At 35.9% G+C, this 26,503-nt stretch carries 20 protein-coding genes and 1 tRNA gene; 12 read left to right on the plus strand and 9 right to left on the minus strand.

Annotated features, from left to right (window positions below):
• Positions 1-66: 66 nt before the first annotated feature.
• Positions 67-1,464 (minus strand): peptide MFS transporter, encoded by a 1,398-nt coding sequence (locus tag N4270_RS01450; protein ID WP_260095014.1) that lies wholly within the window; start codon positions 1,462-1,464, stop codon positions 67-69.
• A 23-nt stretch (positions 1,465-1,487) separates the two neighbouring features.
• Complete coding sequence (locus N4270_RS01455; protein WP_260095015.1) at positions 1,488-3,713, minus strand: S9 family peptidase; 2,226 nt, start codon at positions 3,711-3,713, stop codon at positions 1,488-1,490.
• A 177-nt stretch (positions 3,714-3,890) separates the two neighbouring features.
• On the opposite strand from N4270_RS01455, the gene N4270_RS01460 reads away from it, so the two are divergent.
• Both N4270_RS01460 and N4270_RS01465 read left to right on the plus strand, forming a co-directional pair.
• A complete protein-coding gene (locus N4270_RS01460; protein WP_260095016.1) occupies positions 3,891-5,192 on the plus strand; it encodes a hydroxymethylglutaryl-CoA reductase, degradative in 1,302 nt (433 codons plus the stop codon).
• Entirely contained in the window at positions 5,193-6,146 is a 954-nt protein-coding gene (locus N4270_RS01465) for a GYDIA family GHMP kinase (RefSeq protein ID WP_260095017.1), read from the plus strand.
• A gap of 49 nt (positions 6,147-6,195) precedes the next feature.
• On the opposite strand, the gene N4270_RS01470 is transcribed toward N4270_RS01465, so the two are convergent.
• The 7 genes from N4270_RS01470 to N4270_RS01500 form a co-directional block, all read right to left on the minus strand.
• Positions 6,196-8,355, minus strand: coding sequence for a SurA N-terminal domain-containing protein (locus tag N4270_RS01470; RefSeq protein WP_260095018.1), 2,160 nt, complete (start codon positions 8,353-8,355; stop codon positions 6,196-6,198).
• A gap of 200 nt (positions 8,356-8,555) precedes the next feature.
• Positions 8,556-9,845 carry a hemolysin family protein gene (locus N4270_RS01475; RefSeq protein ID WP_260095019.1) on the minus strand — a complete coding sequence of 430 codons (1,290 nt, stop codon included), beginning with the start codon at positions 9,843-9,845 and terminating at the stop codon, positions 8,556-8,558.
• A 2-nt stretch (positions 9,846-9,847) separates the two neighbouring features.
• Positions 9,848-10,039: a hypothetical protein gene (locus N4270_RS01480; RefSeq protein WP_260095020.1), complete on the minus strand. Its 192-nt coding sequence runs from the start codon at positions 10,037-10,039 to the stop codon at positions 9,848-9,850.
• 49 nt (positions 10,040-10,088) lie between these two features.
• Positions 10,089-10,658, minus strand: coding sequence for an LPS export ABC transporter periplasmic protein LptC (gene lptC, locus N4270_RS01485; protein WP_260095021.1), 570 nt, complete (start codon positions 10,656-10,658; stop codon positions 10,089-10,091).
• Positions 10,659-12,041, minus strand: a complete 1,383-nt coding sequence (locus N4270_RS01490; protein WP_260095022.1) for a hypothetical protein — start codon at positions 12,039-12,041, stop codon at positions 10,659-10,661.
• Between the two features lie 16 nt (positions 12,042-12,057).
• The gene (locus N4270_RS01495; protein WP_260095023.1) at positions 12,058-13,362 is read right to left on the minus strand and encodes a hypothetical protein; all 1,305 of its coding nucleotides are present in this window, start codon (positions 13,360-13,362) and stop codon (positions 12,058-12,060) included.
• Positions 13,362-14,090, minus strand: coding sequence for a type III pantothenate kinase (locus N4270_RS01500; protein ID WP_260095024.1), 729 nt, complete (start codon positions 14,088-14,090; stop codon positions 13,362-13,364). Before N4270_RS01500 ends, N4270_RS01495 begins: the two co-directional genes overlap by 1 nt.
• A 190-nt stretch (positions 14,091-14,280) precedes the next feature.
• On the opposite strand from N4270_RS01500, the gene N4270_RS01505 reads away from it, so the two are divergent.
• From N4270_RS01505 to argC, 10 genes are all read left to right on the plus strand, one after another.
• Positions 14,281-14,356: transfer RNA gene (locus N4270_RS01505), tRNA-Phe, on the plus strand.
• Between the two features lie 339 nt (positions 14,357-14,695).
• Positions 14,696-16,375, plus strand: coding sequence for a dihydroxy-acid dehydratase (ilvD, locus tag N4270_RS01510; protein WP_260095025.1), 1,680 nt, complete (start codon positions 14,696-14,698; stop codon positions 16,373-16,375).
• 139 nt (positions 16,376-16,514) lie between these two features.
• The gene (gene ilvB, locus N4270_RS01515; RefSeq protein ID WP_260095026.1) at positions 16,515-18,248 is read left to right on the plus strand and encodes a biosynthetic-type acetolactate synthase large subunit; all 1,734 of its coding nucleotides are present in this window, start codon (positions 16,515-16,517) and stop codon (positions 18,246-18,248) included.
• A gap of 2 nt (positions 18,249-18,250) precedes the next feature.
• Positions 18,251-18,781, plus strand: a complete 531-nt coding sequence (gene ilvN, locus N4270_RS01520; RefSeq protein ID WP_260095027.1) for an acetolactate synthase small subunit — start codon at positions 18,251-18,253, stop codon at positions 18,779-18,781.
• Positions 18,782-18,794: 13 nt separating this feature from the next.
• Positions 18,795-20,300, plus strand: a complete 1,506-nt coding sequence (ilvC, locus tag N4270_RS01525; protein WP_260095028.1) for a ketol-acid reductoisomerase — start codon at positions 18,795-18,797, stop codon at positions 20,298-20,300.
• Between the two features lie 44 nt (positions 20,301-20,344).
• Positions 20,345-21,613 (plus strand): threonine ammonia-lyase, encoded by a 1,269-nt coding sequence (gene ilvA / locus N4270_RS01530; RefSeq protein ID WP_260095029.1) that lies wholly within the window; start codon positions 20,345-20,347, stop codon positions 21,611-21,613.
• A gap of 73 nt (positions 21,614-21,686) precedes the next feature.
• Positions 21,687-23,279, plus strand: a complete 1,593-nt coding sequence (locus tag N4270_RS01535; RefSeq protein WP_260095030.1) for an NADP-dependent glyceraldehyde-3-phosphate dehydrogenase — start codon at positions 21,687-21,689, stop codon at positions 23,277-23,279.
• A 426-nt stretch (positions 23,280-23,705) separates the two neighbouring features.
• Positions 23,706-24,332 carry a GNAT family N-acetyltransferase gene (locus N4270_RS01540; protein ID WP_260095031.1) on the plus strand — a complete coding sequence of 209 codons (627 nt, stop codon included), beginning with the start codon at positions 23,706-23,708 and terminating at the stop codon, positions 24,330-24,332.
• A complete protein-coding gene (locus tag N4270_RS01545) occupies positions 24,325-25,506 on the plus strand; it encodes an argininosuccinate synthase (RefSeq protein WP_260095032.1) in 1,182 nt (393 codons plus the stop codon). Before N4270_RS01540 ends, N4270_RS01545 begins: the two co-directional genes overlap by 8 nt.
• Before the next feature lie 3 nt (positions 25,507-25,509).
• Positions 25,510-26,487: an N-acetyl-gamma-glutamyl-phosphate reductase gene (gene argC, locus N4270_RS01550; RefSeq protein WP_260095033.1), complete on the plus strand. Its 978-nt coding sequence runs from the start codon at positions 25,510-25,512 to the stop codon at positions 26,485-26,487.
• Positions 26,488-26,503: the final 16 nt, after the last annotated feature.

A 26,503-nucleotide genomic window follows, 5' to 3' on the forward strand; every position in this document is an offset into this window, starting at 1 on the left:
AGCATATTTAGTTAAAACATAGAACCTCTTATAACATAGAAATTATAAGAGGTTTAAATTTATAGTTTATTCGTTTAAGTCTGGATCTGCTAATTCATAACCCTCTTGCTCCAAAATTTCTCTTTCATTGTCTTCAGCACCATGGGTTAGGGTTTCTAATTTCTTTCTAAACACTAAAACTAACAGTCCGAAAAGCACACAAAACCCAGCTATACCAGTAAAAATAGTGAACTCTCCTAACTTTTCGGAGGCTTCACCTAATAATCCAGCAAGCTTATTACCAAATCCAGTCATAGCAAAATAGACGCCCATCATTAGAGAAGCATATTTTAATGGCGCTAATTTTGTTATATATGATAAGGCTACAGGAGAAATACAAAGCTCACCAATCGTGTGGAATAAATAAGCTAAAACTAACCAATACATTGCAGAAGATCCTGAACTTTCAAATTGTGATGACGCAGCAGACATGAAAAAGAATCCGGTCCCCATAATAATCAATCCAATAATCATTTTAAATAATGACGTTGCAATTTTTCCTTTAAGTTTTCTTCGTGCCCAATAAGCAGCTACAGTCGTTCCTAAGAAAATGATAAACATGGCATTCAAAGATTGAAACCAGGATGCAGGCACTTCCCAACCTAATAACATCCTATCAGTGTTATCCATAGCATATATATTCATTAAACCTCCAGCTTGTTCAAAGGCACCCCAAAATACGATGACTAATAAAAACGATATGAACAATACTATAACACGATCTTTTTCTACTTTAGTTAAAGGACGTTTCATCGCCGCTTTTTCTTCTTCATTGTCTGAATTTCCGGTAAAATTCCCAACATGAGTCAAGTACTTTTGACCTACTAAATATTGTATCAAACCAAGCGCCATACCAATCCCAGCTAACCCAAAGCCATAATGCCATCCATGCACTTCTCCAACATAACCAACAATTAAACTTGATAAAAAGGCACCAACATTAATTCCAATATAAAATATTGTAAACCCTTTATCTCTTCTAATATCGCCTTGTTTATACAAACCTCCAACCATAGTTGAAATATTCGGTTTTAACATTCCAACTCCAGCGATAATTAATCCGAGACCTGTATAAAAAGCCCACATTTGCTCTATCGCTAAAATGCTGTGACCTGCAACAAGCAATATACCGCCATATAATACCGATTTTTTTTGTCCTAAAAACTTATCAGCTATCCATCCACCAGGAATAGAAGCTACATAAACAAGCATGGTATACCAACCATATAATGCTAATGCCTCACCATTAGTCCATCCTAATCCTGCATTATCTTCTTGAGTTGCTGCAACTAAATAAAGCACTAAAATAGCTCGCATTCCGTAATAGGAAAAGCGCTCCCACATTTCTGTGAAAAATAACACATATAAACCTACTGGGTGTCCAAATAGTTCTTTTTGATGAATTGGCTTTGCTGTTGTTGACATAATTTTAAGTATTAGTTAGTATTTTATCCTTTAATTTTGACTTGCTTCTCTTCAGATGCTGTATCCATTTTACGATCTTTTCCTAAGGTATCGTGAATGAAGTTCGTCATTTTTTTATAGAGGTGTAATCTTGTGTTTCCTCCGTAAATTCCATGATTTTTATCTGGGTAAATCATCCATTCAAATTGTTTATCGGCCTGAATCAAAGCCTCAACCATACGCATGGTATTTTGAACATGAACATTATCGTCACCTGTACCATGAATCAATAAAAAATCGCCTTTTAATTTATCAACATGATTGATTGGCGAGTTTTCATCATAGCCTGAAGGATTTTCTTGAGGCGTCGTCATATAGCGTTCTGTATAAATAGTATCATAAAACCTCCAGCTGGTCACAGGTGCGACTGCGATAGCCATAGAAAAAGTATCATTCCCTTTAAATAAGGCGTTACTACTCATAAATCCGCCATAACTCCAGCCCCAGATTCCGATATTATTTTCGTCAATATACGGTCGCTTAGCCAATTTCTTAGCCGCTGCAATTTGATCTTCAACTTCGTATTTTCCTAATTCATTTTGTGTCACTTTTTTAAAATCGGCACCTTTAAGTCCGGTTCCTCTTCCATCAATACAAACCACAATATAACCTTGCTGCGCTAAGTGTTGATACCAATAATCATTAGGACCATTCCAGCGATTCACTACTTGCTGAGAGCCAGGTCCAGAATATTGATACATAAACAGGGGATAGCGTTTTGTCTCATCAAAATTTGCAGGTTTAATCATCCACATATTTAAGTCGTTACCATTAACATTGATGGTAGAAAATTCTTTTTCAGAGGTCGTATAGCCTGCCACCTTTTGTGCTAACTTATCATTGTCTTTAATACTCTTCACTAAATCTCCGGTTTTAGAGTTGTTTAGTGTGTATTCTGGCGGATTGGTAGCACTAGAAAAGGTATTGATAAAGTAGGTAAAATCTGCACTAAATGCTGCGGAATTGGTTCCTGTAGTTTTGGTCAGGCGTTGCTTCTTTTTTCCGTTAAGTCCGATAGAATAAATGCTTCTGTTGATGGAGCCATCTTCAGTAGATTGATAGAAGATACGCTTTGTCTTTTCATTATAACCATAATAATTAGTGACTTCCCATGATCCCGAAGTCACCTGATTGATTAATTTCCCGTTCTTATCATAGTGATAGATATGATTCCATCCATCTTTCTCGCTGGTCCAGATAAAGCTGTTATCTTTTAAAAATGTGAGATTAAATGTGACATCAATATAAGCCTTGTCGGTTTCGGCCAACACCAAATCCCCTTTTAGGGTTTCAGCATTAATCATCCATAAATCCAATTCGTTTTGATGCCTGTTCATGTATTGGGCACTTAAGGTATTTGCAGCATTGGTCCATTTAATTCTTGGGATATAAAAATCTTTATAAGTCTTGTCTAGCTGAACTTGCTGAGCTTTATTTGAAGCTAAATCATAGATATGTAAGGATACTTCAGAGTTAGTTTCTCCTGCTTTAGGATACTTAAACACTTGCTGTGTCTGGTAGAGCTGACTTCCGTAGACATCCATAGAAAATTCCGGAACATTAGTTTCATCAAAACGTATAAACGCAATTTTATTTCCAGAGGCATTCCATTCAAAAGCGCGAACAAAACTAAATTCTTCTTCATAAACCCAGTCTGTAATCCCATTAATAATCTTATTTTTTTCGCCATCAAATGTAATCTGGCTCGTTTTTCCTGAAGCTAAATCTTTTACATACAAGTTATTATTTAAACCGTAGGCTATTTTAGAACCATCGGGTGAAAATGTAGGCTCTTGAATTTTATCCTCAGCAACTAAAGTCGTCTGTTGTGTTTTAGTGTCGTAAATAAAGTATTGTCCTAGAGAGGAACGTCTAAAAATAGGCTCAACATTTGTCGCTAGTAAGACTTTAGATTCGTCATCACTAAATGTATAATCGGTAAAATAATCAATTGCATTAATATCGGCCGAGCTCAAAAGCGTTTTAACCTTACGCAGTGTTTTGTAGTCGTAAATATCGATTTGAGAGGTTCTGTCTTCATAATTCAAAACCGAGTATTGTTGTCCGTTTTTCATCGAATGCAAAGCATCCATTCTTTCGGTTCTAAAGGTACCATCCCAAATTTCTTCTAATGTAATTTCTTTATTTTGTGCTGAGGCTAAAGCGGTTATAAAAAACAGAAGTAGTGAAACCGATTTGAATATGTTCATAGGGTTATTTTTATGATAAAATAATGCCAAGTTTACTAAAAATAATGCAAAAAACAGTAACTATTGCATGTTAAATAGTCAATATTATCATTAGGCATCAATAATAATACCAAGAATAGTATCTTTGCATTTTGCATTTGTAAGCAGTTTCTTGCCTACAAATTTTAAATAGTAGAGATGAACAAAACCATTACTGGCTTTTCTAAATTATCAAAATCTAAAAAAATTGATTGGATTGCCGATACTTATTTTACTGATTCCGAATCGGCTAAAAACCTGATAAAACAATATTGGAATTCTGATAAAAAACTACAGCAACTTCACGATGAGTTTATAGAAAACACCATTACTAATTATTATTTGCCTTTGGGTGTTGCACCAAATTTTTTAATTAATGACAGCGTTTATACAATTCCAATGGCAATTGAAGAAAGTTCTGTTGTTGCTGCTGCCAGTAAAGCCGCTAAATTTTGGTCTGATCGCGGCGGATTCAGAGCTGAAGTACTTTCTACGGAAAAAATTGGTCAAGTCCATTTTACCTATAAAGGCGAAACTGAAACCCTACAATCCTTCTTTAAAATCCTAAAACCCCAACTGATAAAAGCTGCTCAACCTATTACACATAGTATGGAACAGCGTGGTGGTGGGATTATAGATATAACACTAAACGACAAAACAGACTCTTTAGAACATTACTATCAATTGCATGCTACTTTTGAGACTTTGGATGCGATGGGTGCTAATTTTATTAATTCTTGTTTAGAACAGTTTGCTAAAACACTGAAGCAAGAAGCCGCTAAAACTCTGGAGCATGACCTTATAGTTATCATGTCTATTCTCTCCAACTATGTTCCTAATTGTTTGGTAAGAGCTGAAGTGAGTTGTAAGGTAGAAGAATTGACTGACAATTCTACAATTTCGGGCGAAGCCTTTGCTGAAAAATTTGTTCAGGCGGTTCAAATTGCTGAAGTAGAGCCGTATCGGGCTGTCACTCATAATAAAGGTATTATGAATGGAATTGATGCCGTGATTTTAGCAACAGGAAACGATTTTAGAGCCGTTGAAGCTGGCGTTCATGCCTATGCGTCAAGACTTGGCACATACAGCAGTTTAACCCATGCCAAAATAGAACAGGGTGTGTTTAAGTTTTGGATGGAAATCCCACTCGCCTTAGGAACCGTTGGTGGTTTAACAAAACTTCATCCATTAGTTAAACTTGCGCTTGAAATGTTAGGCAATCCTTCGGCAAAAGAACTCATGAAAATAGTTGCTGTTGCAGGTTTAGCTCAAAATTTTGCAGCCTTACGTTCGTTAACAACAACGGGGATTCAGGAAGGACATATGAAAATGCATTTGATGAATATTTTAAATCAGTTTGAAGCCACTTCCGAAGAAAAAGCAAGCCTCGTAGAACATTTCAAAACCCATACAGTAACTCATAGTGCTGTAGTGAGCGCTATTGAAAAACTAAGACAATAAATGAGACGTTTCTACAGCCACGGAAAATTATTATTAACTGGAGAATACCTAGTTCTTGATGGCGCTTTGGCTCTAGCTGTTCCAACAGTTTACGGACAATCACTAGTTGTTAAAAAAGGAGATCTTGGCAAATTAAAATGGACAAGTAAGGATGAAAACGGAGCTGTTTGGTTTGAGACGGAATTTGATTTACAAAACAATGAGATTCTGAAACAAGTTCAGAATGACGAACCGATTTCTGAACGATTATTACACATACTAAAAGCGGCTCAACAGCTCAATCCTGAATTTTTAAACACTTCCGAAGGCTATCACATTAAAACTGTATTAGAATTTCCGAGATATTGGGGTTTAGGAACATCTTCGACTTTAATTCATAATATAGCGCGTTGGGCAAAAGTAAATCCGTACCAACTCTTAGAAGCAACTTTTGGTGGAAGTGGTTACGACATCGCTTGTGCCAGTGCAGATTCTAGTCTGACGTATCAATTACACACAACCCACTCAGATGCGACCCTGAAACCAGTTCAGGGTGACGAGCAACGTTCAGTAAAAACTGTAGATTTCAATCCGTCCTTCAAAAACAACATCTACTTTGTACATCTGAATCAGAAACAAAACAGTAGAGAAGGTATAGCGCACTACAGAGCAAATCGATCCAACATATCAGCTTCAGTGGCGGCAGTAAATACTATAACCGAGCAGATGCTCACTTGTAATTCACTATCGGCTTTTCAAAAGTTAATGGAAACCCACGAACAGCTCATTTCAGAAGTCATTAAACAAACCCCTGTAAAACAAGTCCTTTTTAGTGATTTTAATGGCAGTATTAAAAGTTTAGGCGCTTGGGGAGGTGATTTTGTGATGGTCGCCTGTGAAGCACATCCAGCAGCCTATTTTGAGGCTAAAGGTTATACAACGATTCTCTCCTATTCAGAACTGATTAAATATTAAAAAAGCTCCACAAATAGTGAAGCTTCTTTAAATATTACAAGTTTAGATTTTAGTAAAATCTAGCTCTATTATCTTCGATATCGGCTGTTTCTTTTAAAGCGTTATAGACTTTAGTTTGAGCAGCATTAACTCGCGTTGTACTTAAACGATTTGCAATAGCCTGGTAGTTATCAAGTTTAGTAGCTTGATTAACTTTGGTTACCTCTACCATAAACACACCTTTATTACCATCGATTAAACCAGAGGTTTCACCTTCAGCTAAGCCAAACACAACCCCTACAACTTTAGGTTCAGAACCTGCACCAGAAACGGTTGGAGTCTTCATATTTAATTCTACAGCAGTACTTGTTGGACGGTTTTGGTTTTTAGCAACCTCATCAACAGTAGTTCCTGTGATTTTTTCACGAATCATTTTCGCTTTCTTTTCTTTTCTGATATCATTAAGAACTGTTGCAGATGCATTCTCAGGACTCATTAATCCCTTTTTCGTTTTCTTCACTAATTGCACTACAGCATAACCGCCGTTAGCAACAGAAAAACGTTTGTAATCTCCTACTTTAGTTCCTTCTTCAAATGCCCAGCGAACCATTGGTCGTTGTACGCCTAAGCCTGGAATGTTCTCGTCTAATACTTTAATGCCGTTTACCGGACTTACCTTTAGGTTACGCTCTTCGGCTACAGCCTGAAAATCGGCATCTTGTATAGCGATTTCAAATTTAGAAGCCTCTGTAAAGATATTATCTATTGTTTCTTCTGAAGGCTCAATCTTTTTAGCGATAGTCGCAACTTTCACTGCTTTAGACGATCCTTTTTGGTCTAATATTTCGATGATATGAAATCCAAATTGAGTTTGTACAACATCAATATCTCCTACATTATTCTGAAATTCAAAATCACTAAAAGGCTTAACCATTTGTGTGCTTGGGTGAAAATCGTATTCACCACCATTAGCCACACTACCAACATCTGAAGATAAGGCTGTAACTAATTCAGAGAATTTAGAACGATTCGCTCTTACAATTGCTAAAACACTATCGGCAGTTACCTTAGCCTGCGCTTCCGTTTGAGTAACTTCTGGTGCCGCTCTTGTAGCGCCCATATGCGGAATTAATATATGACGAACTTTAGCTGAATCTGGTAATTGTCTCACAGCAACCATTTTCGTTAATTTCATCATATCACTGTCTTTGTAAGGTCCGTAAACATCACCAACATTTAAGTTGAATAAGGTATCGGCCACAACATCTGGTAATCCGGTTTTCTTAACGAAAGCATCGGTATAAGCAACATCAGATTCGGCAGTAAAATTGATATAATTTTCAAGATCTGAAGCTTTTACAGTAGCGAATGGTTTGATGGTATCATTACGCCCATTATCAAATTCCACTTTTCCGTTGATATATTTATCAAAGCTCGCTTTTAAATCTTCTTCATCTTTCAGGCTAGGTGCTTCTTTAAATTCAACAAAAACAACATCACGTGATGCTTCCACTTCAAATTTCTTTTTATTATCACCTATATAGGCATTGATATCAGATTTTGTAACCTGAACCAAACTATCATTGATTGTCGTATAAGGAACTTGCACGTATTTGATATCGCGTGTTGAGTTTTCTAACATAAAATCGACTTCAGCTTCATTTAAGGTTGCATTCACACCAGCTTTCACCATATTGTAGTAAGCACGCTCTTGTGCACCAATAGCAATCGAGTTTTCGTTATTAACCCAATCATTATAGCTTAGTTGGAAGTTTCCAAGAAGTGCTCTTTCACCATTTAAGGCTTTAAGGTTAGCGATGAACTCTGTTAATTTATTTTCATCAAAAAGCCCTGCTTCATTTTGAAATTCAGGATACGCAGAAAAATTTTGTTTTAATAAATCTTTCATTTGATCTTGCTCAACGCTCAATCCTAATTCTTCAAATTGCGTTGCCATAATTGCACGACGTACTTCCTGATCATAAACTCTGTTCATAGCTTGTGTAGACGTTGCATTAGGACCTAACTGTCTTTGCATACTTTCTACTCTCGACATGAAATCGATTCTATTGATGTTTTTTCCATTTACAGTTGCAACTACATCTTGAGAACCTCCAAATAGTGCATCACTATTTTTAAACAGGTCTGTAAGTACAAATGAAAATAACGCTAATGCGATGATAAGTATCAAAAACAGGGAACGTTGTCTAATTTTATTTAAAACTGCCATTTTAATGTATAATTTATCGAATAATAAGTGGGCGAAAATACCATTTTCTATTAAATAATAAAAGTAGAATTATGTTTTTATTACCGATTTTTATTGGGTTTCATCGAATGTTAGGCAAAGCTGAGGCTTTCAAAGCAGAATAAGCTTACAAGCTAAAAATTAAAAACAAAGTTAGAATCACCAAAATCGCAGAGCGCATACTAGTCTTCATGAAGAATATGAAGAGTTACCAAATCTATTTTTGTTGAAGACACTTCGAGAATGGTAAACTTAAAATTCTCAATAAATACCTCATCATTTACCTGCGGAATTTCTTCAGCCTCGTCAACTATGAGCCCACCAAGAGTTTCATAATTCTCACCTTCTGGAAGGTTTATTTTGTAAGTCTCATTGATATAATCGACTTCCAATCGCGCAGAAAACTTGTAGTTTTCATCGTCTATTTTTTCTTCTATAAGTGCAACACTATCGTGTTCGTCTTCAATTTCTCCAACCAATTCTTCAACAATATCTTCAATAGTCATAATGCCCGCTGTACCACCATATTCATCAATTACAACAGCCATACTTTTTCGCTTTTTAGTCAGAATATTAAGCACATCTTTCACCAACATCGTTGCTGGCACATAGACGACAGGCTTGGTTATTGATTTAATCGATTTTGGTTTTTTAAACAACTGAAACGAATGCACATAGCCCGAAATATCATCAATATTATCTTTATAAACCAGAATTTTTGAAAGTCCAGAATCGATAAACAGGGTACTGATATTTTTGATACTATCATTGACTTCAACAGCAATAATTTCGGTACGAGGCACCATCACTTCGCGTGCTTTGACTTCGGAAAATTCTAAGGCATTCTGGAAAATCTGTATTTCACTATCAATTTCATCGTGCTCTTCAACCGATTCCATTTGCTCGCTGATATAATTTCCTAATTCTACTTTGGTCATCGCTAACTGAACATCATCGCCTTCCGTTTTAAAAAACCGCTTTAAAATCATATCAGATAACCAAATAATAAATGAAGACACAAACCAAAACAGCAAATAAAATAAATAGGCTGGAAAGGCAAAAATCTTTAAAAATGAATTGGCATAGATCTGAAAAAAGACTTTAGGTAGAAACTCGGCTGTAATTAAAATGATAATCGTAGAAATAACTGTTTGTGATAACAGACTTAATTCTGAAAGCAAATAATTGACCACCTGATATTGTGATGGTAACATCGACTGAAACCAATCGACTAAAACATCGCCCATAACAAAGCCGTAAACTACCAGTGCTATATTATTACCAATAAGCATGGTGGCAATAAATTTGGATGGTTTTTCGGTAAGTTTGGTTAAAATGTTAGCCAGAAAATCACCTTGCTTCTTTTCAATTTCGATGTGAATTTTGTTGGAGGATACGTAGGCGATTTCCATTCCAGAAAAAAATGCTGAAAGCAACAGCATAACAACAATAATCACAATGCTAAAGTCCATGATTAGGAATCATTTCTATTACCAAATTTGTTTCTGAATTTTCTTCTGAAGAAAAACATAAATATCGCTAAAGCTGCAAATACGAAAGAAATAATAGCTCTATTGCCATCTTGACCTAAATTAGAAATGCCATCATAGATAAATATGACTGCAAAAAATAAGTAGACGTATTGAAAAAACTGAAGTAGTTTCATTTTTAAATTTAAAGTTTACAGTACAAAGATAAAGATGTTTTACAAACAATTAGTCTTTTAATATCATATCACCTCGACCTTCAAGTATGGTGTAGTTTTTAAACTTGGTATCGGAGTCAAAAATATCGCCATGACCGTTATTTGCTGTGGCCGATTTTAGGCGTACTGGCAGATTGGTAAACAACCATTCGCGTTTTTGGTCGTAATATAACTGCTGAGCGAAAAGACTATCTTTTTGTGGTGTAATTAAAATCACATTGCCTTGCAAATCGATTAAATCGGTAGCATTATAAACAATGGCATAATCTGCCAAGACTATATTTTTTTGATTATTCTCATCGTAAAGTGAGAGGCGAACACCATCTGGAAATTCTGAAAACGAAAACTCCCTATTAGAATAATCCAGCATTTTCGGGCTTTCTAAATTGGCAATGACTTTACCTATAGAATCTTCGGCTTCGGTATATTTTAAATTGATGTTTTTGGCTTCACCAATCGGTTGGTTTTGAAGCACACCAATTTTATCTATTTCTTTTAAATCGTTTTTACATGAAAAAAACATAGTCACAACAATTGCTGTGACTATGTATATATTAGTATGTAAAACTTTCGTTTGCATTTATAGGCTAGGCACTTTAACGCTTCCACCTATCCAACATCCGATAGAAATTGTTTCACCTGCATTTCCTTTTGAAAAGATTTCAGATTTAGTAGGCGCATTAGCTCTATAAGAGTTTGCAGCTTGATTGGCAGCACCTTTTAAATTAGGATCTACTTGTCCTGCTTTTAGAGCTTCTTGTGCAGCATACCAGAATACAGCTCTTTTGCTAAAGTTATCGGCACCACAATTATTTGCACTCTTCGCATACATAGATGCGATTTGTAAGTGAGGCGTTCCATCAGATGGGTTTAACTTTAAAGATTCTCTGTAGTAAGTTCTTGCCGAACCATAGCTACCACGTTTTTTGAAATCGTTAGCAATTTTCTTAGCTAATCTCGCTTTCTTGAACGGATCTGTTTGCAAGTCGTATGATTGCTTTATATAATCATCGGCTTCTCTATCTTTTCCTTGCTTACGTAATATTGTAGATACAAAGTATTTTGTTTCAGCAGAAGGATCAACCTGATCAAATGCTTTTACCAAGTCAATGTATAAAGGATCATCAGTACAATCTTTGTTGTACATTCTACTTACCGCTCTTTTTAACCAAGTTGCATCGTTTTTATACGTAGGGAAATCTTTTTTGTATAATGGGATTAAGTTTTCACAGTTTGCCAACTCACCAATATACGAATCTAAACTTCCTGCAATCTTTTCGTTAGCCTCTAACTTATCTTGATAGTACTTTTTGTAACGTGCTTCTTTTTTTGCTAAAGTAGCACCACCTTCTTCTTTTTTAATAAGTTCATTTAATGACTTAGCATACTTCTCATTTAAGTTTTCTAATTGCTCATTAACATCATCATACTTATCAAAAACTTTTTGAAGTTCAAACTTTTTAGCTTTAAATAAATCTACTGTTTTTGTAAAGTAAACATATAAAGCTTTCGTGCTTTTAAAGTTTTCTAAATCTTCTTTATAGGCTCTGTCAAAAACATTGTATACGTCCATATCAGACTTTCCTAATTCTTTCTGATTATCGTAGATCATAACACCTTGCTTCTCTAGAACTTCTCCTAAAGGATATCTTGATGCATAATACTCTCTACCTTTTTCTAAAAGCACCATATAATCTTCAATAAATGCTACTTTCTCTGCACCAGAAGCATTATCGATTTTATGATTTAAGATTTTCTCTCCATACTGGTAAATAGCCGCATTAAATTTTGGACATTTATTTCTAACAGCCATCCAAGGTTCATACGCCTGATCGTACTTCTTACTCTTAACGTAGTCGTTCATCATCGTCAAGTTAAGCATACACTCTTCATCTTGCTGTGCAAAACCGAAGTTCGTAGCCATAAACAAAGCCGCTAGTATTAATGTGATTTTCGTTTTCATCTTCTTTTATTTTACGTTAGTTATATTTTAATTTTTGGAACCATCTATCATTTAATGACAGACTTAAAGTAAAGTTGAAAAAGTTTTCTTGTATCAAATTTTGGTCTGTTGTTCCTCTTCGTCCGAACTCAAAACCAATATTAGCATTTGAGAAAGTATTTCCAACTGGTAATCCTACTCCAAAAGACATGCCAAACTCATTAACAGCTTGGTTATTAATCTCTAGACCTGTGTTTTCAAAATGAAATCCAGCTCTGTAAGTTACGCGTTTCCAATAATTTGAAAACGACGAATAATCTGGGACAAAGAAACCACCAATAGAAATATTAGAGGCGTTTACAAAATTAGCATTTTCTATTGAAACAATCGGATTTGAAAAATCACTCGTGTTTTGTAGCGTATATTCAGCACCTAAAAACCACTTTTTTGGCGCACCTATTCCAGCTCCAAACGAAAACCTAGAAGGCAATGTCAAATCAGTTTCAGCAAGACCATCGGCTTCTAAATCGGCATCAAACTCATTAACAACAAATTCTTGTCCTGTAGTTTGATTAATCAATATCGTCGCAAACGATCGTTCATTTTTTGAAGACAAATCACTTGTAGGCGAATAAGTTAATCCGGCTTGCAGCTCTAATTTATCACTAATCATAGACTTATAAGTTAACCCAAGGTTAAAATTGAGTCCGCTTAAATCAGAGCGATTACTTTCTCTCGATTGGTATTGCACCAGGTTTCCATCTTCATCATATACAAATTCGATGGCGCTGTTTTGAATGTTCCCGAAGTTATAGTTAAGGTCAACACCAAAACTTAATTTTTTAGTTATTTGATAACCTAAGCCAAAAAACGCTCTATTGACGCCACCTTCACCTCTATATCTATTTTGAATAACATTATTATCGGAATCTTCCAACTTATAACCTACTGATGTATAAGGCACTAATCCAAATCCGAATCCAAATTTACCTACAGGTATTGAAAGTGCCAGATAATCAAAAGTAGTGGCGCTCACCTTAGAATCTCCAGATTGAGCTTTCAGTTTTAAACTGCTATTACTTGCTGCTACTGAGAATTTCACCGGACGATTTTCATCGTTCCAAATGCTTAGATTAGGGCTAACATAGGCAGCAGGATTACGTAAATTAACGTGAATACTATCGGTGTAGATACTGAGTCCGCCCATACTTCTATTTTCGACTGTACCTTTAAATTTTAAACTTCCTATTCCGTAAAATGAATATGGAGAAGCGGTTCCTTCTTGACCATACGATTGCAATGCAAAAAAGGCAATTAAAACTATTACAAGTTTTCTTATCATTATCTCGAGTTATATTCTAAAATGAAATTCAAACCTTCTAAAAGAAAATTTGAGTTGGCAAATATGCTATTTTTTAATTGGTTTGACAAGAATTTAGTATCTCCTCCTGTTAAAATAACTGTTAAATCTGTATAATTTTTAACATAATCGTCAATAACACCATCAATTTCTTTTAAAACACCAAATACAACTCCCGAATGGATAGCGTTTTGAGTCGAATCACCTAAAATATCTTGAGGCATTTTAGTGTCTAATAAAGGTAAATTAGCGGTTAAATTATTTAGAGTTCTATATCGCAATCGAATACCAGGAGAAATAGCACCACCTAAGTATTCATTTTTGGTATTAATAAAATCGTAAGTAATACACGTTCCTGCATCAATAATTAATACATTGTGATCTGGAAACTGTTCTACTGAAGCACTTACCAAAGCAATACGATCAACACCTAAAGTTTGAGGGGTTGTATATAAATTTTTAAATGGTAATTGGAGGTTATGCGAAAGTTCTACAACGTCTAAACGATCTTCTAATATATTAAGTTGAGTCTTTTTTAATTTCCCTACGGAAGACACTATCGCTCTATCAATACTTGGAAACGTTTTAAGCACATCATGTGCGATGCTTTCAAAATCCTTTAGCTCTCCTACTACTTTCTCCTTTAGCTTGCCTTGCTTATAGACCGCAAACTTGACATATGTGTTACCAACGTCAACAATTAAATTCATAACTATTTTAAAACGTTAAAACTACGAAATGAAGATTCATTTCTGTCTATTAATTAACCAAATTATAACATTATTTTGATTGAAATCAACGATTTAAGCCTGGATTCAAATATTTAGTTTAAATTTTTATGGTTTCTTTTTGTGAATATTAAAAATGAGTCTATATTTGCACTCGCATTTTTATGCAACTGGTGCCTTAGCTCAGTTGGTAGAGCAAAGGACTGAAAATCCTTGTGTCCCTGGTTCGATTCCTGGAGGCACCACCATCAAAAACCCGATTCATCCGAATCGGGTTTTTTGGTTTATATACTTTCATTTTCCCTAAATAATTTAAGTTTTAACACTGCCTTTTTTCCCTTTTAAATTCTATACCCCAGCACATTAAAAGATGAAAGCCAATTCTGCCCGATGCATAAAATTCAATCCTATATCTAAAAAAAATAACTATTGAACATCATAATAATATGATCGTATTTAACTTATTATCAACTATTTAACACAATCTCTGTAGCATTGAATTTAGCGACATAGGCTTAAAACAAAGACCAAAACTCAATACAAAACCTAATTTTATTCCTTTAAATCAGTGTTGCCTAAACAAAACTATGAGTTCATTAAACAAATACAGTAAAACCGTTACCCAAGACCCAACACAACCTGCTGCGCAAGCCATGTTACATGCCATCGGGTTAACCAAGGAAGATTTTTTCAAGCCTATAGTAGGTATTGCAAGTACTGGATACGAAGGCAACCCTTGTAATATGCATCTTAATGATTTAGCTAAACGAGTAAAAGAAGGCACAAAAAATGAAGATGTAGTTGGCTTGATTTTTAATACCATTGGTGTTAGTGATGGGATTTCTATGGGAACTCCCGGAATGCGCTATTCATTACCATCTCGTGACATTATCGCCGATTCTATGGAAACTGTTGTACAGGCTATGAGTTACGACGGACTCATAACTGTAGTTGGCTGTGATAAAAATATGCCTGGCGCTTTAATGGCAATGATTCGTTTAAACCGACCTAGTATTCTTGTTTATGGAGGCACGATAGATTCTGGTTGCCATGAAGGAAAAAAATTAGACGTTGTTTCTGCATTTGAAGCTTGGGGAAGTAAGGTCGCAGGTACCATGACCGAAAACGAATACCAGAATATTGTTGAAAAAGCCTGTCCTGGCGCTGGTGCTTGTGGTGGCATGTATACTGCAAATACAATGGCTTCAGCAATTGAAGCTTTAGGCATGACCTTGCCTTATAATTCTTCTAACCCAGCATTGAGCCATGCCAAACAACATGAATCCATAAAAGCTGGTGAAGCGATAAGAGTGCTACTCGAAAAAGACATCAAGCCTTCAGATATCATCACAAGAAAATCTTTAGAAAATGCTGTTAGACTAGTGACCATTTTAGGTGGTTCTACCAACGCTGTTTTACACTTTTTAGCCATTGCAAGAGCTGCTCAGATTGATTTTACACTCAAAGATTTTCAAGACATTAGTGACAACACGCCATTTTTAGCCGATTTAAAACCAAGCGGAAAATACCTTATGGAAGATGTTCATGCTGTGGGCGGAATTCCAGCAGTTTTAAAATACCTTCTGAAAAAAGGACTCATTCATGGCGACTGCCTTACAGTTACAGGTAAAACCATTGCCGAAAACTTATTAGAAGTTGACGATTTAAAAGAAGGTCAAGATGTGATAAAACCTATAGAAAAACCTATTAAAGTTTCTGGACACTTAAGAATGCTCTACGGAAATTTAGCATCCGACGGAAGCGTTGCCAAAATCACAGGCAAGGAAGGCTTAAATTTTAAAGGAAAAGCAAAAGTTTTTGAAGGGGAATATGCGGCAAACGACGGAATTAGAGATGGAAAAGTTGAAAAAGGAGACGTTGTCGTTATTCGCTATGAAGGCCCAAAAGGCGGACCAGGTATGCCCGAAATGCTTAAACCAACTGCTGCCATTATGGGCGCTGGATTAGGTAAAGATGTCGCTCTAATCACAGATGGAAGATTCTCTGGAGGCACCCACGGATTTGTTGTGGGACACATCACACCAGAAGCTCAAGAAGGTGGTACAATTGCCTTAGTGGAGGATGGTGATATTATTTCTATCGATGCCGAAACAAATTCTATTTCACTTGAAGTTTCTGAAGTAGAACTACAAAAAAGACGTCAACAATGGAAAGCTCCAGAGCTAAAATTTGAACGTGGCGTTCTATACAAATATGCAAAAACAGTATCCTCAGCTTCAAAAGGCTGTGTGACTGATGAATTCTAGTTCCTGCGAAAGCAGGAATCTCTCAGTCAAAAAAACCAATAGCTGAGAAAAAAAACGAAAACAAACCTCAAGCGAAGCGAGGGGTATAAAATAAAAACCATAAAACGGTAGGATGAGATTCCTGCCTTCGCAGGAAAATATGGAAACAAAAACAATAAAAGACGAATCAAAGGACACTCAAACTACCGAACGTATTTCTGGTAGCGAAGCCATTATCAAATGCTTATTAGCAGAAGGTGTCGATATCCTTTACGGATATCCTGGCGGTGCGATTATGCCTGTTTATGACGAACTTTATAAGTATCAAGATCAAATTCATCATGTCTTAACACGTCATGAACAAGGCGCAACACATGCTGCTCAAGGCTATGCGAGAATTTCAGGTAAAGTGGGTGTTGCTATAGCAACTTCTGGTCCTGGTGCCACCAATTTAATTACTGGTATTGCAGATGCACAAATCGATTCTACACCAATGGTTTGCATAACTGGACAAGTCGGTTCGCATCTATTAGGAAGTGATGCTTTTCAGGAAACAGACATCGTCGGTATTTCAACACCAGTCACAAAATGGAATCATCAAATTACTAAGGCTTCTGAAATTCCTGAAGTATTTGCCAAGGCCTTTTACATAGCCAAAAGCGGAAGACCAGGACCTGTACTTATAGATATCACAAAAGATGCGCAGTTTGAAACATTCGACTTTACATATGAAAAATGCAAAGGCGTAAGAAGTTACAAACCTGTACCAGACACAAACGAGGACACACTAAAAGCCGCTGCCGACTTAATAAACAATGCTAAAAAACCATTGATTGTTTGGGGACAAGGAGTCATTTTAGGGCAAGCTGAAGAAGAATTTAAGGCCGTAATTGAAAAAGCTGGAATTCCTTCTGCATGGACCATCTTAGGTGCTTCGGCTATTCCTACTTCGCACCCCTTAAATGTTGGCATGGTAGGCATGCATGGCAATTATGCACCAAATGTACTAACTAACGAATGTGATGTTTTAATCGCCATCGGAATGCGCTTTGATGATCGTGTAACCGGAAATCTTGCCACCTATGCTAAGCAAGCCAAAATCGTTCACTTTGAAATCGATCCTGCCGAAGTTGATAAAAATGTTCAAACGGATGTCGCTGTATTAGGTGATGCTAAAGCCAGCCTAAAGGCTTTATTGCCATTATTGAATAAAAATTCTCATACAAAATGGCATCAACAATTTAAAGATTTATACCAGATAGAATTTGAAAAAGTCATAAAAAACGATTTACATCCTGTTAAAGATGGTCTAACTATGGGAGAGGTATTGAAAGAAATCAATAGCCAAACCAAAGGTGAAGCAGCCATTGTAAGTGATGTTGGTCAGCATCAAATGATTGCTTGTCGCTATGCCGATTTTAATGTGTCGAAAAGCAACATCACATCGGGTGGCTTAGGAACCATGGGGTTTGCTTTACCGGCTGCTCTTGGCGCAAAAATGGCAGCACCCGAAAGAGAAGTGATTATGATTGCTGGCGATGGAGGTTATCAAATGACCATACAAGAACTGGGAACCATTTTTCAGCAAAATATCCCTGTAAAAATCGTAGTTCTTAATAATGAATTCCTCGGAATGGTTCGACAGTGGCAACAACTGTTCTTTGATAAACGCTATGCTTCCACCGAAATGGTCAATCCAGATTTTGTGGCCATTGCAAAAGGATATCATATTGAAGCCAAAAAAGTAACCGAAAGAAAAGATTTAAAAAGCGCTGTCAAAGAAATGGTCGACTGTAAAGGTCCTTATTTTTTAGAAGTTAGAGTCGAAAAAGAAGACAATGTGTTTCCTATGATTCCAACAGGTGCAAGCGTTTCAGATATAAGATTAGAATAATTATGGAGAACGAAATAAAACAATTTACAGTTTCGGTGTATACTGAAAATAATATTGGCTTGTTAAATAGAATTTCAGCCATTTTTCAAAGACGTCACATTAATATTGAAAGTTTAAATACGTCCCTTTCCGAAATTGAAGGCGTTTCTAGATTTACCATTGTTGTCAACGTGACAGAATCTCAAATGAAAAAAATTCAAGGTCAGATTGAAAAACAAGTGGAAGTCATTAAAGCGTATTATCACACCGAAGAAGAAACTATTTATCAAGAATCATGTTTGTTCAAAATCAAATCTGATTTATTATTTGATGAACGTCAAATTCAGAATATCATCAAAGAAAGTAACGCTAGAATTGTAACAGTTAACAAAGATTTTTTTGTTTTAGAAAAATCGGGACGAAGAGAAGAACTCGAATTATTATATAGAGAATTAAGTGTCTTTGGCATCATGCAGTTTACGCGTTCAGGTCGAGTTGCTGTTACTAAAGACGAAATGAAAATATCAACCATGCTCAAAGCATTTCAACATTAAAAAAGAAAAGAAAATGTCAAATTACTTTAACACATTACCATTAAGAAACCAACTTGATCAATTAGGAAAATGTCGTTTTATGGATGCTTCAGAATTTGAAGATGGCGTCAACGCATTAAAAGGAAAGAAAATCGTCATCGTTGGTTGTGGTGCTCAAGGTTTAAATCAAGGGCTAAACATGCGCGACTCTGGCTTAGATATCGCTTATGCTTTACGCCAAGTAGCCATTGATGAAAAACGCGATTCTTATAAAAATGCGACATCAAACGGTTTTAATGTTGGGACTTATGATGACTTAATTCCGACGGCAGATTTGGTATTAAACTTAACGCCAGACAAACAACACACCAATGTTGTAAAGGCAGTTATGCCTTTAATGAAAAAAGGAGCAACCTTAAGTTATTCTCATGGCTTTAATATCGTTGAAGAAGGCACTAAAATTCGTGAGGATTTAACCGTAATCATGGTTGCACCAAAATGTCCTGGCACCGAAGTTCGTGAAGAGTATAAACGCGGATTTGGTGTACCTACACTTATTGCTGTGCATCCAGAAAATGATCCAGAAAATAAGGGTTGGGCTCAAGCTAAAGCTTATGCTGCGGCGACTGGCGGACATAGAGCTGGTGTTTTAGAATCGTCTTTTATTGCTGAAGTCAAATCTGACTTAATGGGTGAGCAAACCATTCTTTGTGGTTTATTGCAAACAGGAGCTATCCTATCGTTTGATAAAATGGTTGAAGAAGGTATTGAACCTGGCTATGCAGCAAAATTAATTCAGTTTGGATGGGAAACCATAACCGAAGCGTTAAAACATGGTGGTATTACCAACATGATGGATCGTTTATCAAATCCGGCAAAACTTAAAGCCTACCAATTATCTGAAGAATTAAAAGATATTATGCGTCCTCTATTTGAAAAACATATGGACGATATCATTTCTGGTCATTTCTCAAAAACCATGATGGAAGACTGGGCAAATGACGATGTCAATCTTTTAAAATGGCGAGCAGAAACAGGTGAAACCGCGTTTGAAAAAACAGCTTTAACATCGAACCATATAAGCGAGCAAGAATATTTTGATCATGGTGTTTTATTGGTTGCTTTTGTGAAATCTGGTGTAGAATTAGCTTTCGAAACCATGGTAAGCGCTGGTATTATTGAAGATTCAGCCTATTACGAATCTTTACACGAGCTGCCATTAATTGCGAACACCATTGCAAGAAAGAAATTATTCGAAATGAACCGTGTTATTTCTGATACTGCGGAATATGGCTGTTATTTATTTGATCATGCTTGTAAACCTTTATTGACCGATTTTATGAAAACTGTTGATACATCGATTATCGGAACAGCATTTTCAAAATCAAATAGCGTTGATAATGTCGAATTAATCGCAGTAAATGACGCTATTAGAAATCATCCAATAGAAGCGGTTGGAAAACGTTTACGTGCTGCTATGACAGCGATGAAAGTGATAAAAACAGAAGCTGTAAAAGCGCAAGATTCAGTATTAGTATAAACACATTTTATCACTCATTGAAGCTGATTTAGTAGCTCTAAAACATGGAAAAAACCACAATATTATACAAACCAACCTTAAAAGCCATTGAAGCTGCTGCTAAAAAATTAAAAGGTATTGCTTCGGTCACACCTTTAATTAAAAACGCACATTATTCTAAGCAGTTTGGTGCCAATGTTTACTTTAAAAGGGAAGACTTACAAGAGGTGCGTTCGTATAAAATCCGTGGCGCTTATAATAAGATTTCATCCTTATCAGCTTCCCAAATAGAAAATGAAATTGTATGCGCCAGTGCTGGAAACCACGCTCAGGGCGTTGCTATTTCATGTAAACTATTAAAAATTAAAGGCACTATTTTTATGCCTTCACCAACACCTAATCAAAAAATTGATCAGGTCAAAATGTTTGGTGAAGATTATATCGATGTGATTTTAGTTGGCGATACATTTGATGATGCCTACCATGCTGCTATTGAGACATCTGAACGTTTAAACAAAACGTTTATCCATCCGTTTAATGATGAAAAAGTTATTGAAGGACAAGCAACAGTTGGTTTAGAAATAATAGATCAAGCAAAAACGCATCCTATACATTATGTGTTTGTACCAATTGGTGGTGGAGGTTTATCTGCTGGATTATCGAGTGTTTTTAAAATCTTATCACCACAAACAAAAATTATTGGTGTCGAACCTAAAGGTGCTCCATCCATGTTGACATCACTAAAAAACAATCGAAACACCGAACTTAAGTCTATCGAAAACTTTGTAGATGGTGCAGCCGTAAAACGTGTTGGTGATTTAAATTTTGCTATCTGTAAAGAGACCTTAAGCGATGTGGTTACTGTTGATGAAGGTAAAATTTGTCAGACCATTTTAGATTTATATAATAAAGACGCCATTGTGGTAGAGCCTGCAGGTGCTTTGAGTATTTCTGCTCTGGAGCAATTTTCAGATGACATTAAAGATAAAAATGTCGTATGTGTTATTAGCGGCAGTAATAACGATATCACACGTACTGCCGAAATTAAAGAACGCGCCCTACTCTACGCAAACCTCAAACATTATTTCATTATAAAATTCCCGCAACGTGCCGGAGCTTTACGTGAATTTGTGGTTGATATTTTAGGACCAACAGACGATATTACCCATTTTGAGTATACTAAAAAGGTAAATCGCGAAAATGATGTTGCTGTTGTCGGTTTAGAACTCAAGTCTCCATCAGATTTAGACCCTTTAATTACTAAAATGAAGCTTCATAATTTTTATGGGGATTATCTAAACGACAAACCCGATTTATTTCAATTCTTAGTATAACTTAACATTAACGTAAACCATTCAATAGATATATGATGTATCTTTATTTTAATGAAAACAAAAACAAGTGATTATGACTTCAACATTTGTAGACATTCCTGAACAGTTTCAAATCAAAGACTTAACCCATCAATCCACCTATTTAGTCGATGGGAAGTTAGTAAAATGGGAAGGCGAAACGTCTGAAGTCTACTCCACAATTTCTTCAACTAAAGATTATAAACCAACCCTACTAGGAAGCATTCCTACACTTACTGAAAAGGAAGCATTGAGCGCTTTAGATGCTGCTGTAAATGCTTACGACAAAGGGCAAGGCTTATGGCCAACAATGAAGGTAGCCGATAGGATTGCTTGTATGGAAACGTTTGTCGAACAAATGAAAACCAAACGCGAAGAAGTCGTTAAATTATTAATGTGGGAAATCGGAAAAAACTTACCAGATTCTCAAAAAGAATTTGACAGAACTGTCGAATACATCTATGACACCATTGAAGATTATAAACAAATGGATCGCGATAGTGCCAAGTTTGAAAAACATGATGGTGTTCGAGCGCATATCAGAAGAGGTCCTTTAGGTGTTGTATTGTGCTTAGGTCCTTACAATTATCCTTTAAATGAAACCTTTGCCTTATTAATTCCTGCGATCATGATGGGAAACACGACTATTTTTAAACCTGCAAAACATGGGGTTTTATTATTGACGCCATTGTTAGAGGCCTTTAGAAATAGCTTTCCAAAAGGTGTGGTTAATATTATTTATGGTCGCGGACGAACTGTTGCGTCACCAATTATGCAATCTGGTAAAGTTGATGTATTAGCCTTGATAGGAAACAGTAAGTCTGCAAATGCCTTACAAAACCAACATCCTAAAAGTAATAGATTGCGCCTAGTACTTGGTCTGGAAGCTAAAAACCCAGCCATTGTTTTAAAAGATGCGGATTTGGATTTAGCTATCGACGAATGCATTGCTGGAGCGACCTCGTTTAACGGACAACGTTGTACCGCTTTAAAAGTGTTATATGTACATGATGCCATTGTAGATGAGTTTAACAAGCGTTTTTCTGAAAAAGTAGACGGTCTTAAGTTTGGAAACCCATGGGAAAATGGCGCTAAACTAACGCCGTTACCTGAACCGGATAAACCCGCTTATATTCAAGAATTGATTGATGATGCTCTGGATAAAGGCGCTACAATCATAAATGAAAAAGGTGGAAAAACTACCGAAAACTATATTTTCCCAGCTGTATTATATCCTGTTTCAAAAGACATGCGTGTTTATGAAGAAGAACAATTTGGACCAGTAATACCTGTTATTCCGTTTTCAGATATTGAAGAGCCTTTAGACGATATGGCTGCTTCAAATTATGGCCAGCAAGTGAGTTTATTCGGAAAAGACATTAAAACCTTAGCACCTTTAATTGATACCTTGGTCAATTTAGTTTGCAGAGTTAATTTAAATAGTTCTTGCCAACGCGGACCTGATGTTTATCCGTTTACTGGAAGAAAAGATTCAGCAGTTGCAACATTGAGTGTGCACGATGCTTTACGCTCATTTTCTATTAGAACCTTTGTCGCTTCAAAAGACAATGATTATAACAATGCTATTTTAAAAGATTTATTAGACTCCAGAGCTTCAAATTTTGTGAGTACCGATTATATACTTTAATAAAAAGCAGCCTAATTATGAGATATTTATAATATTTAAGTCATTTATTTAGAATATCGTAAATCTTATAAGAAACTCGTTTTCAGGTATGGTTGTTTATAATTTAATATGTAGTTTAGCCATATGTTTACACTAAGACACAAATATAGAGCACCCAGACCCACAGGTCTTGATTTGACAAAACGCCGTCGCTAATTCTTCTATTTAGCAAACTCTATATTCATTTTTATTTTTTTACTGTGTACAACTCAACATTTAAATATCAAATTCAAACCTTAATTATCTCAACAGATAATCATAGCGTATTGCGTCCCATTTTGCGTCGTCGCCCTTAAGGGTGTACTTCTATTTATGGAGCTTAGGTGAGTCCGGCTCTGCTTTCAAAAAACCAAAATCTTTACATATTTAATAAACACATCAATTACAATGGAAATTGTTATTGCTAATAAATCGCATAGTATTTATGCAGACATTATTTGCCAAACTATTGCAGATGCCGCTTTAGTTAGAGGAACAGGAATTGCAAAACGCAAACCTGAATACATCATTACCAAACTGGAAAATGGCAATGCCGTGATTGCGTTAGATGGTGATAAGTTTGCAGGATTTTGCTATATCGAACAATGGAGTCATGGGAAATTCGTAGCAAATTCTGGATTAATTGTTCATCCCGATTATAGAAATCTAGGTTTAGCCAAACAAATAAAACAAGTTATTTTTGAGCACTCCAGATCAAAGTTTCCTGAAGCAAAAATTTTCAGTATTACAACCGGACTTGCGGTTATGAAAATGAATAGCGATTTAGGTTACAAACCTGTTACGTTTTCAGAGTTGACCACCGATCAAACCTTCTGGAACGGCTGTCAGACTTGCAAAAACTACGATGTACTTCAACGAACAGAGCAAAAAATGTGCTTGTGCACAGGGATGCTATACGATCCTTCAAAAGAAACCAATAACACCCCAAAACATACTTATGACAAAAAGGTGTGGACCAGATTGAAAAACATTAAACAAACAAGATTCCTTAAAAAAGAAAAGAAAAATGAATAACAAATTAGTCATCGCCTATAGTGGCGGTTTAGATACATCTTACTGCGCTGTAAGTCTGAGTAAAGCTGGATATGATGTACATGCTGTAAGCGTAAATACAGGTGGATTTTCTGAGGAAGAAATTGCTTCAATAGAAAAAAACGCCTACAAAATGGGTGTGTCGACCTATAAAAACATAGACGCCATTTCATCGTATTACCATAAGGTTATTAAGTTTTTAATCTTCGGAAATGTGCTAAAAAACAACACCTACCCACTATCTGTTAGTGCCGAACGTATTATTCAAGCCATTGAAATTATTGAATATGCAAAAAGTATCGACGCTCAATATATTGCTCACGGAAGCACAGGAGCCGGCAACGATCAGGTACGCTTTGACATGATTTTCCAAACCTTAGCGCCAAACATCAATATCATCACGCCAATTAGAGATGGTCAATTAACGAGACAACAAGAGATTGATTACCTCAAAGAAAACGGCATTGATATGTCTTGGGAAAAAGCGAAATATTCAATTAACAAAGGACTTTGGGGCACAAGCGTTGGCGGTTCTGAAACTTTAACATCGGAACAACCATTACCTGAATCAGCATTTCCTTCGCAATTAAAACATGTCAAAGACGAAAAAGTAACGCTTACATTTTCTGAAGGCGAATTGGTTGCTGTAAACGGAATAAAAAACAATCCAGAAGTCAATATTGAAGTGCTTAACAATTTAGCTTCGGCTTATGCTATTGGCAGAGACATTCATGTTGGAGACACTATTGTAGGTATTAAAGGACGTGTTGGTTTTGAAGCTGCAGCAGCCATCATTACAATTAAAGCACATCATTTATTAGAAAAACATACGCTTACCAAATGGCAATTACAACACAAAGAGTACTTGGCTAGTTTCTACGGAATGCATCTTCATGAAGGTCAATATCTGGATCCCGTGATGCGAGACATGGAAGCCTTTTTACAAAGCAGTCAAGCTAAAGTCTCAGGCGATGTTTTTATAACACTTAAACCTTATCATTTTAATTTAGATGGTATCGACTCTAAACACGATTTAATGAATGCCAAATTTGGAAGTTATGGTGAAGAAAATAAAGGCTGGACTGCTGATGAAGCTAAAGGCTTTATAAAAATTATAGGCAATCAAAACAAAATCTATCAACAAGTAAATTCTTAAAGCATGTTAGACATAGGAATCATTGGAGGCGCAGGTTACACCGCAGGAGAACTCATTAGATTGTTGCTGAATCACCCAAAAGTCAACATCAATTTTATTTACAGCACCTCAAATGCTGGCAATAAAATATCAAAAGTGCATCAGGATTTGATAGGCAACACAGATGTAGAATTTACTAATAAAATTAATCCTAAAGTAGATGTGCTATTCTTATGTTTAGGACACGGAAATTCAAAAGCATTTTTAGAAAATAATTCGTTTGCTGCAGACACTAAAATCATTGATTTAAGTAACGATTTCAGATTAGCTAAAGACGCTGTTTTTAAAGATAAAACTTTTGTCTATGGCTTACCTGAATTGAATAAAGAAGCAATTACAAAAGCAAATTACATTGCCAATCCGGGATGTTTTGCTACGGCAATTCAATTAGCATTATTGCCATTAGCTAACTCCAAAATTTTACATGACGACATACATGTGAATGCCGTTACAGGAGCCACAGGCGCTGGCACTTCCTTATCGTCAACAACTCACTTTACATGGCGAGATAATAACGTTTCACATTACAAAGCATTTACGCATCAGCATTTGGGTGAGATTAATCAGTCGGTGACATCATTGCAATCAACTTTTGATTCAGATATCAACTTTTTACCAAACCGAGGAAATTTTTCCAGAGGAATTTTCGCCACATTATACACTAAATATGAAGGCAACTTAAGTGAAGCCAAACAGCTGTATTCAGAATTTTATAAAGCTGCCGCATTTACAGTTGTTTCAGACGAAGAGATTCATTTAAAACAAGTGGTAAACACAAATAAATGCATTCTTCATCTACACAAACATGACAACAAATTACTGGTAACCAGCATCATTGATAATTTATTAAAAGGTGCTTCAGGACAAGCCATTCAAAACATGAATTTGATGTTTGGTTTTGAAGAAACTGAAGGCTTACAATTAAAGGCTAATTATTTTTAAAGACAACAAGAAAAAC

Origin of the sequence: Psychroserpens sp. SPM9 (genome assembly GCF_025153525.1) — a bacterium.
Classification (GTDB): domain Bacteria; phylum Bacteroidota; class Bacteroidia; order Flavobacteriales; family Flavobacteriaceae; genus Psychroserpens.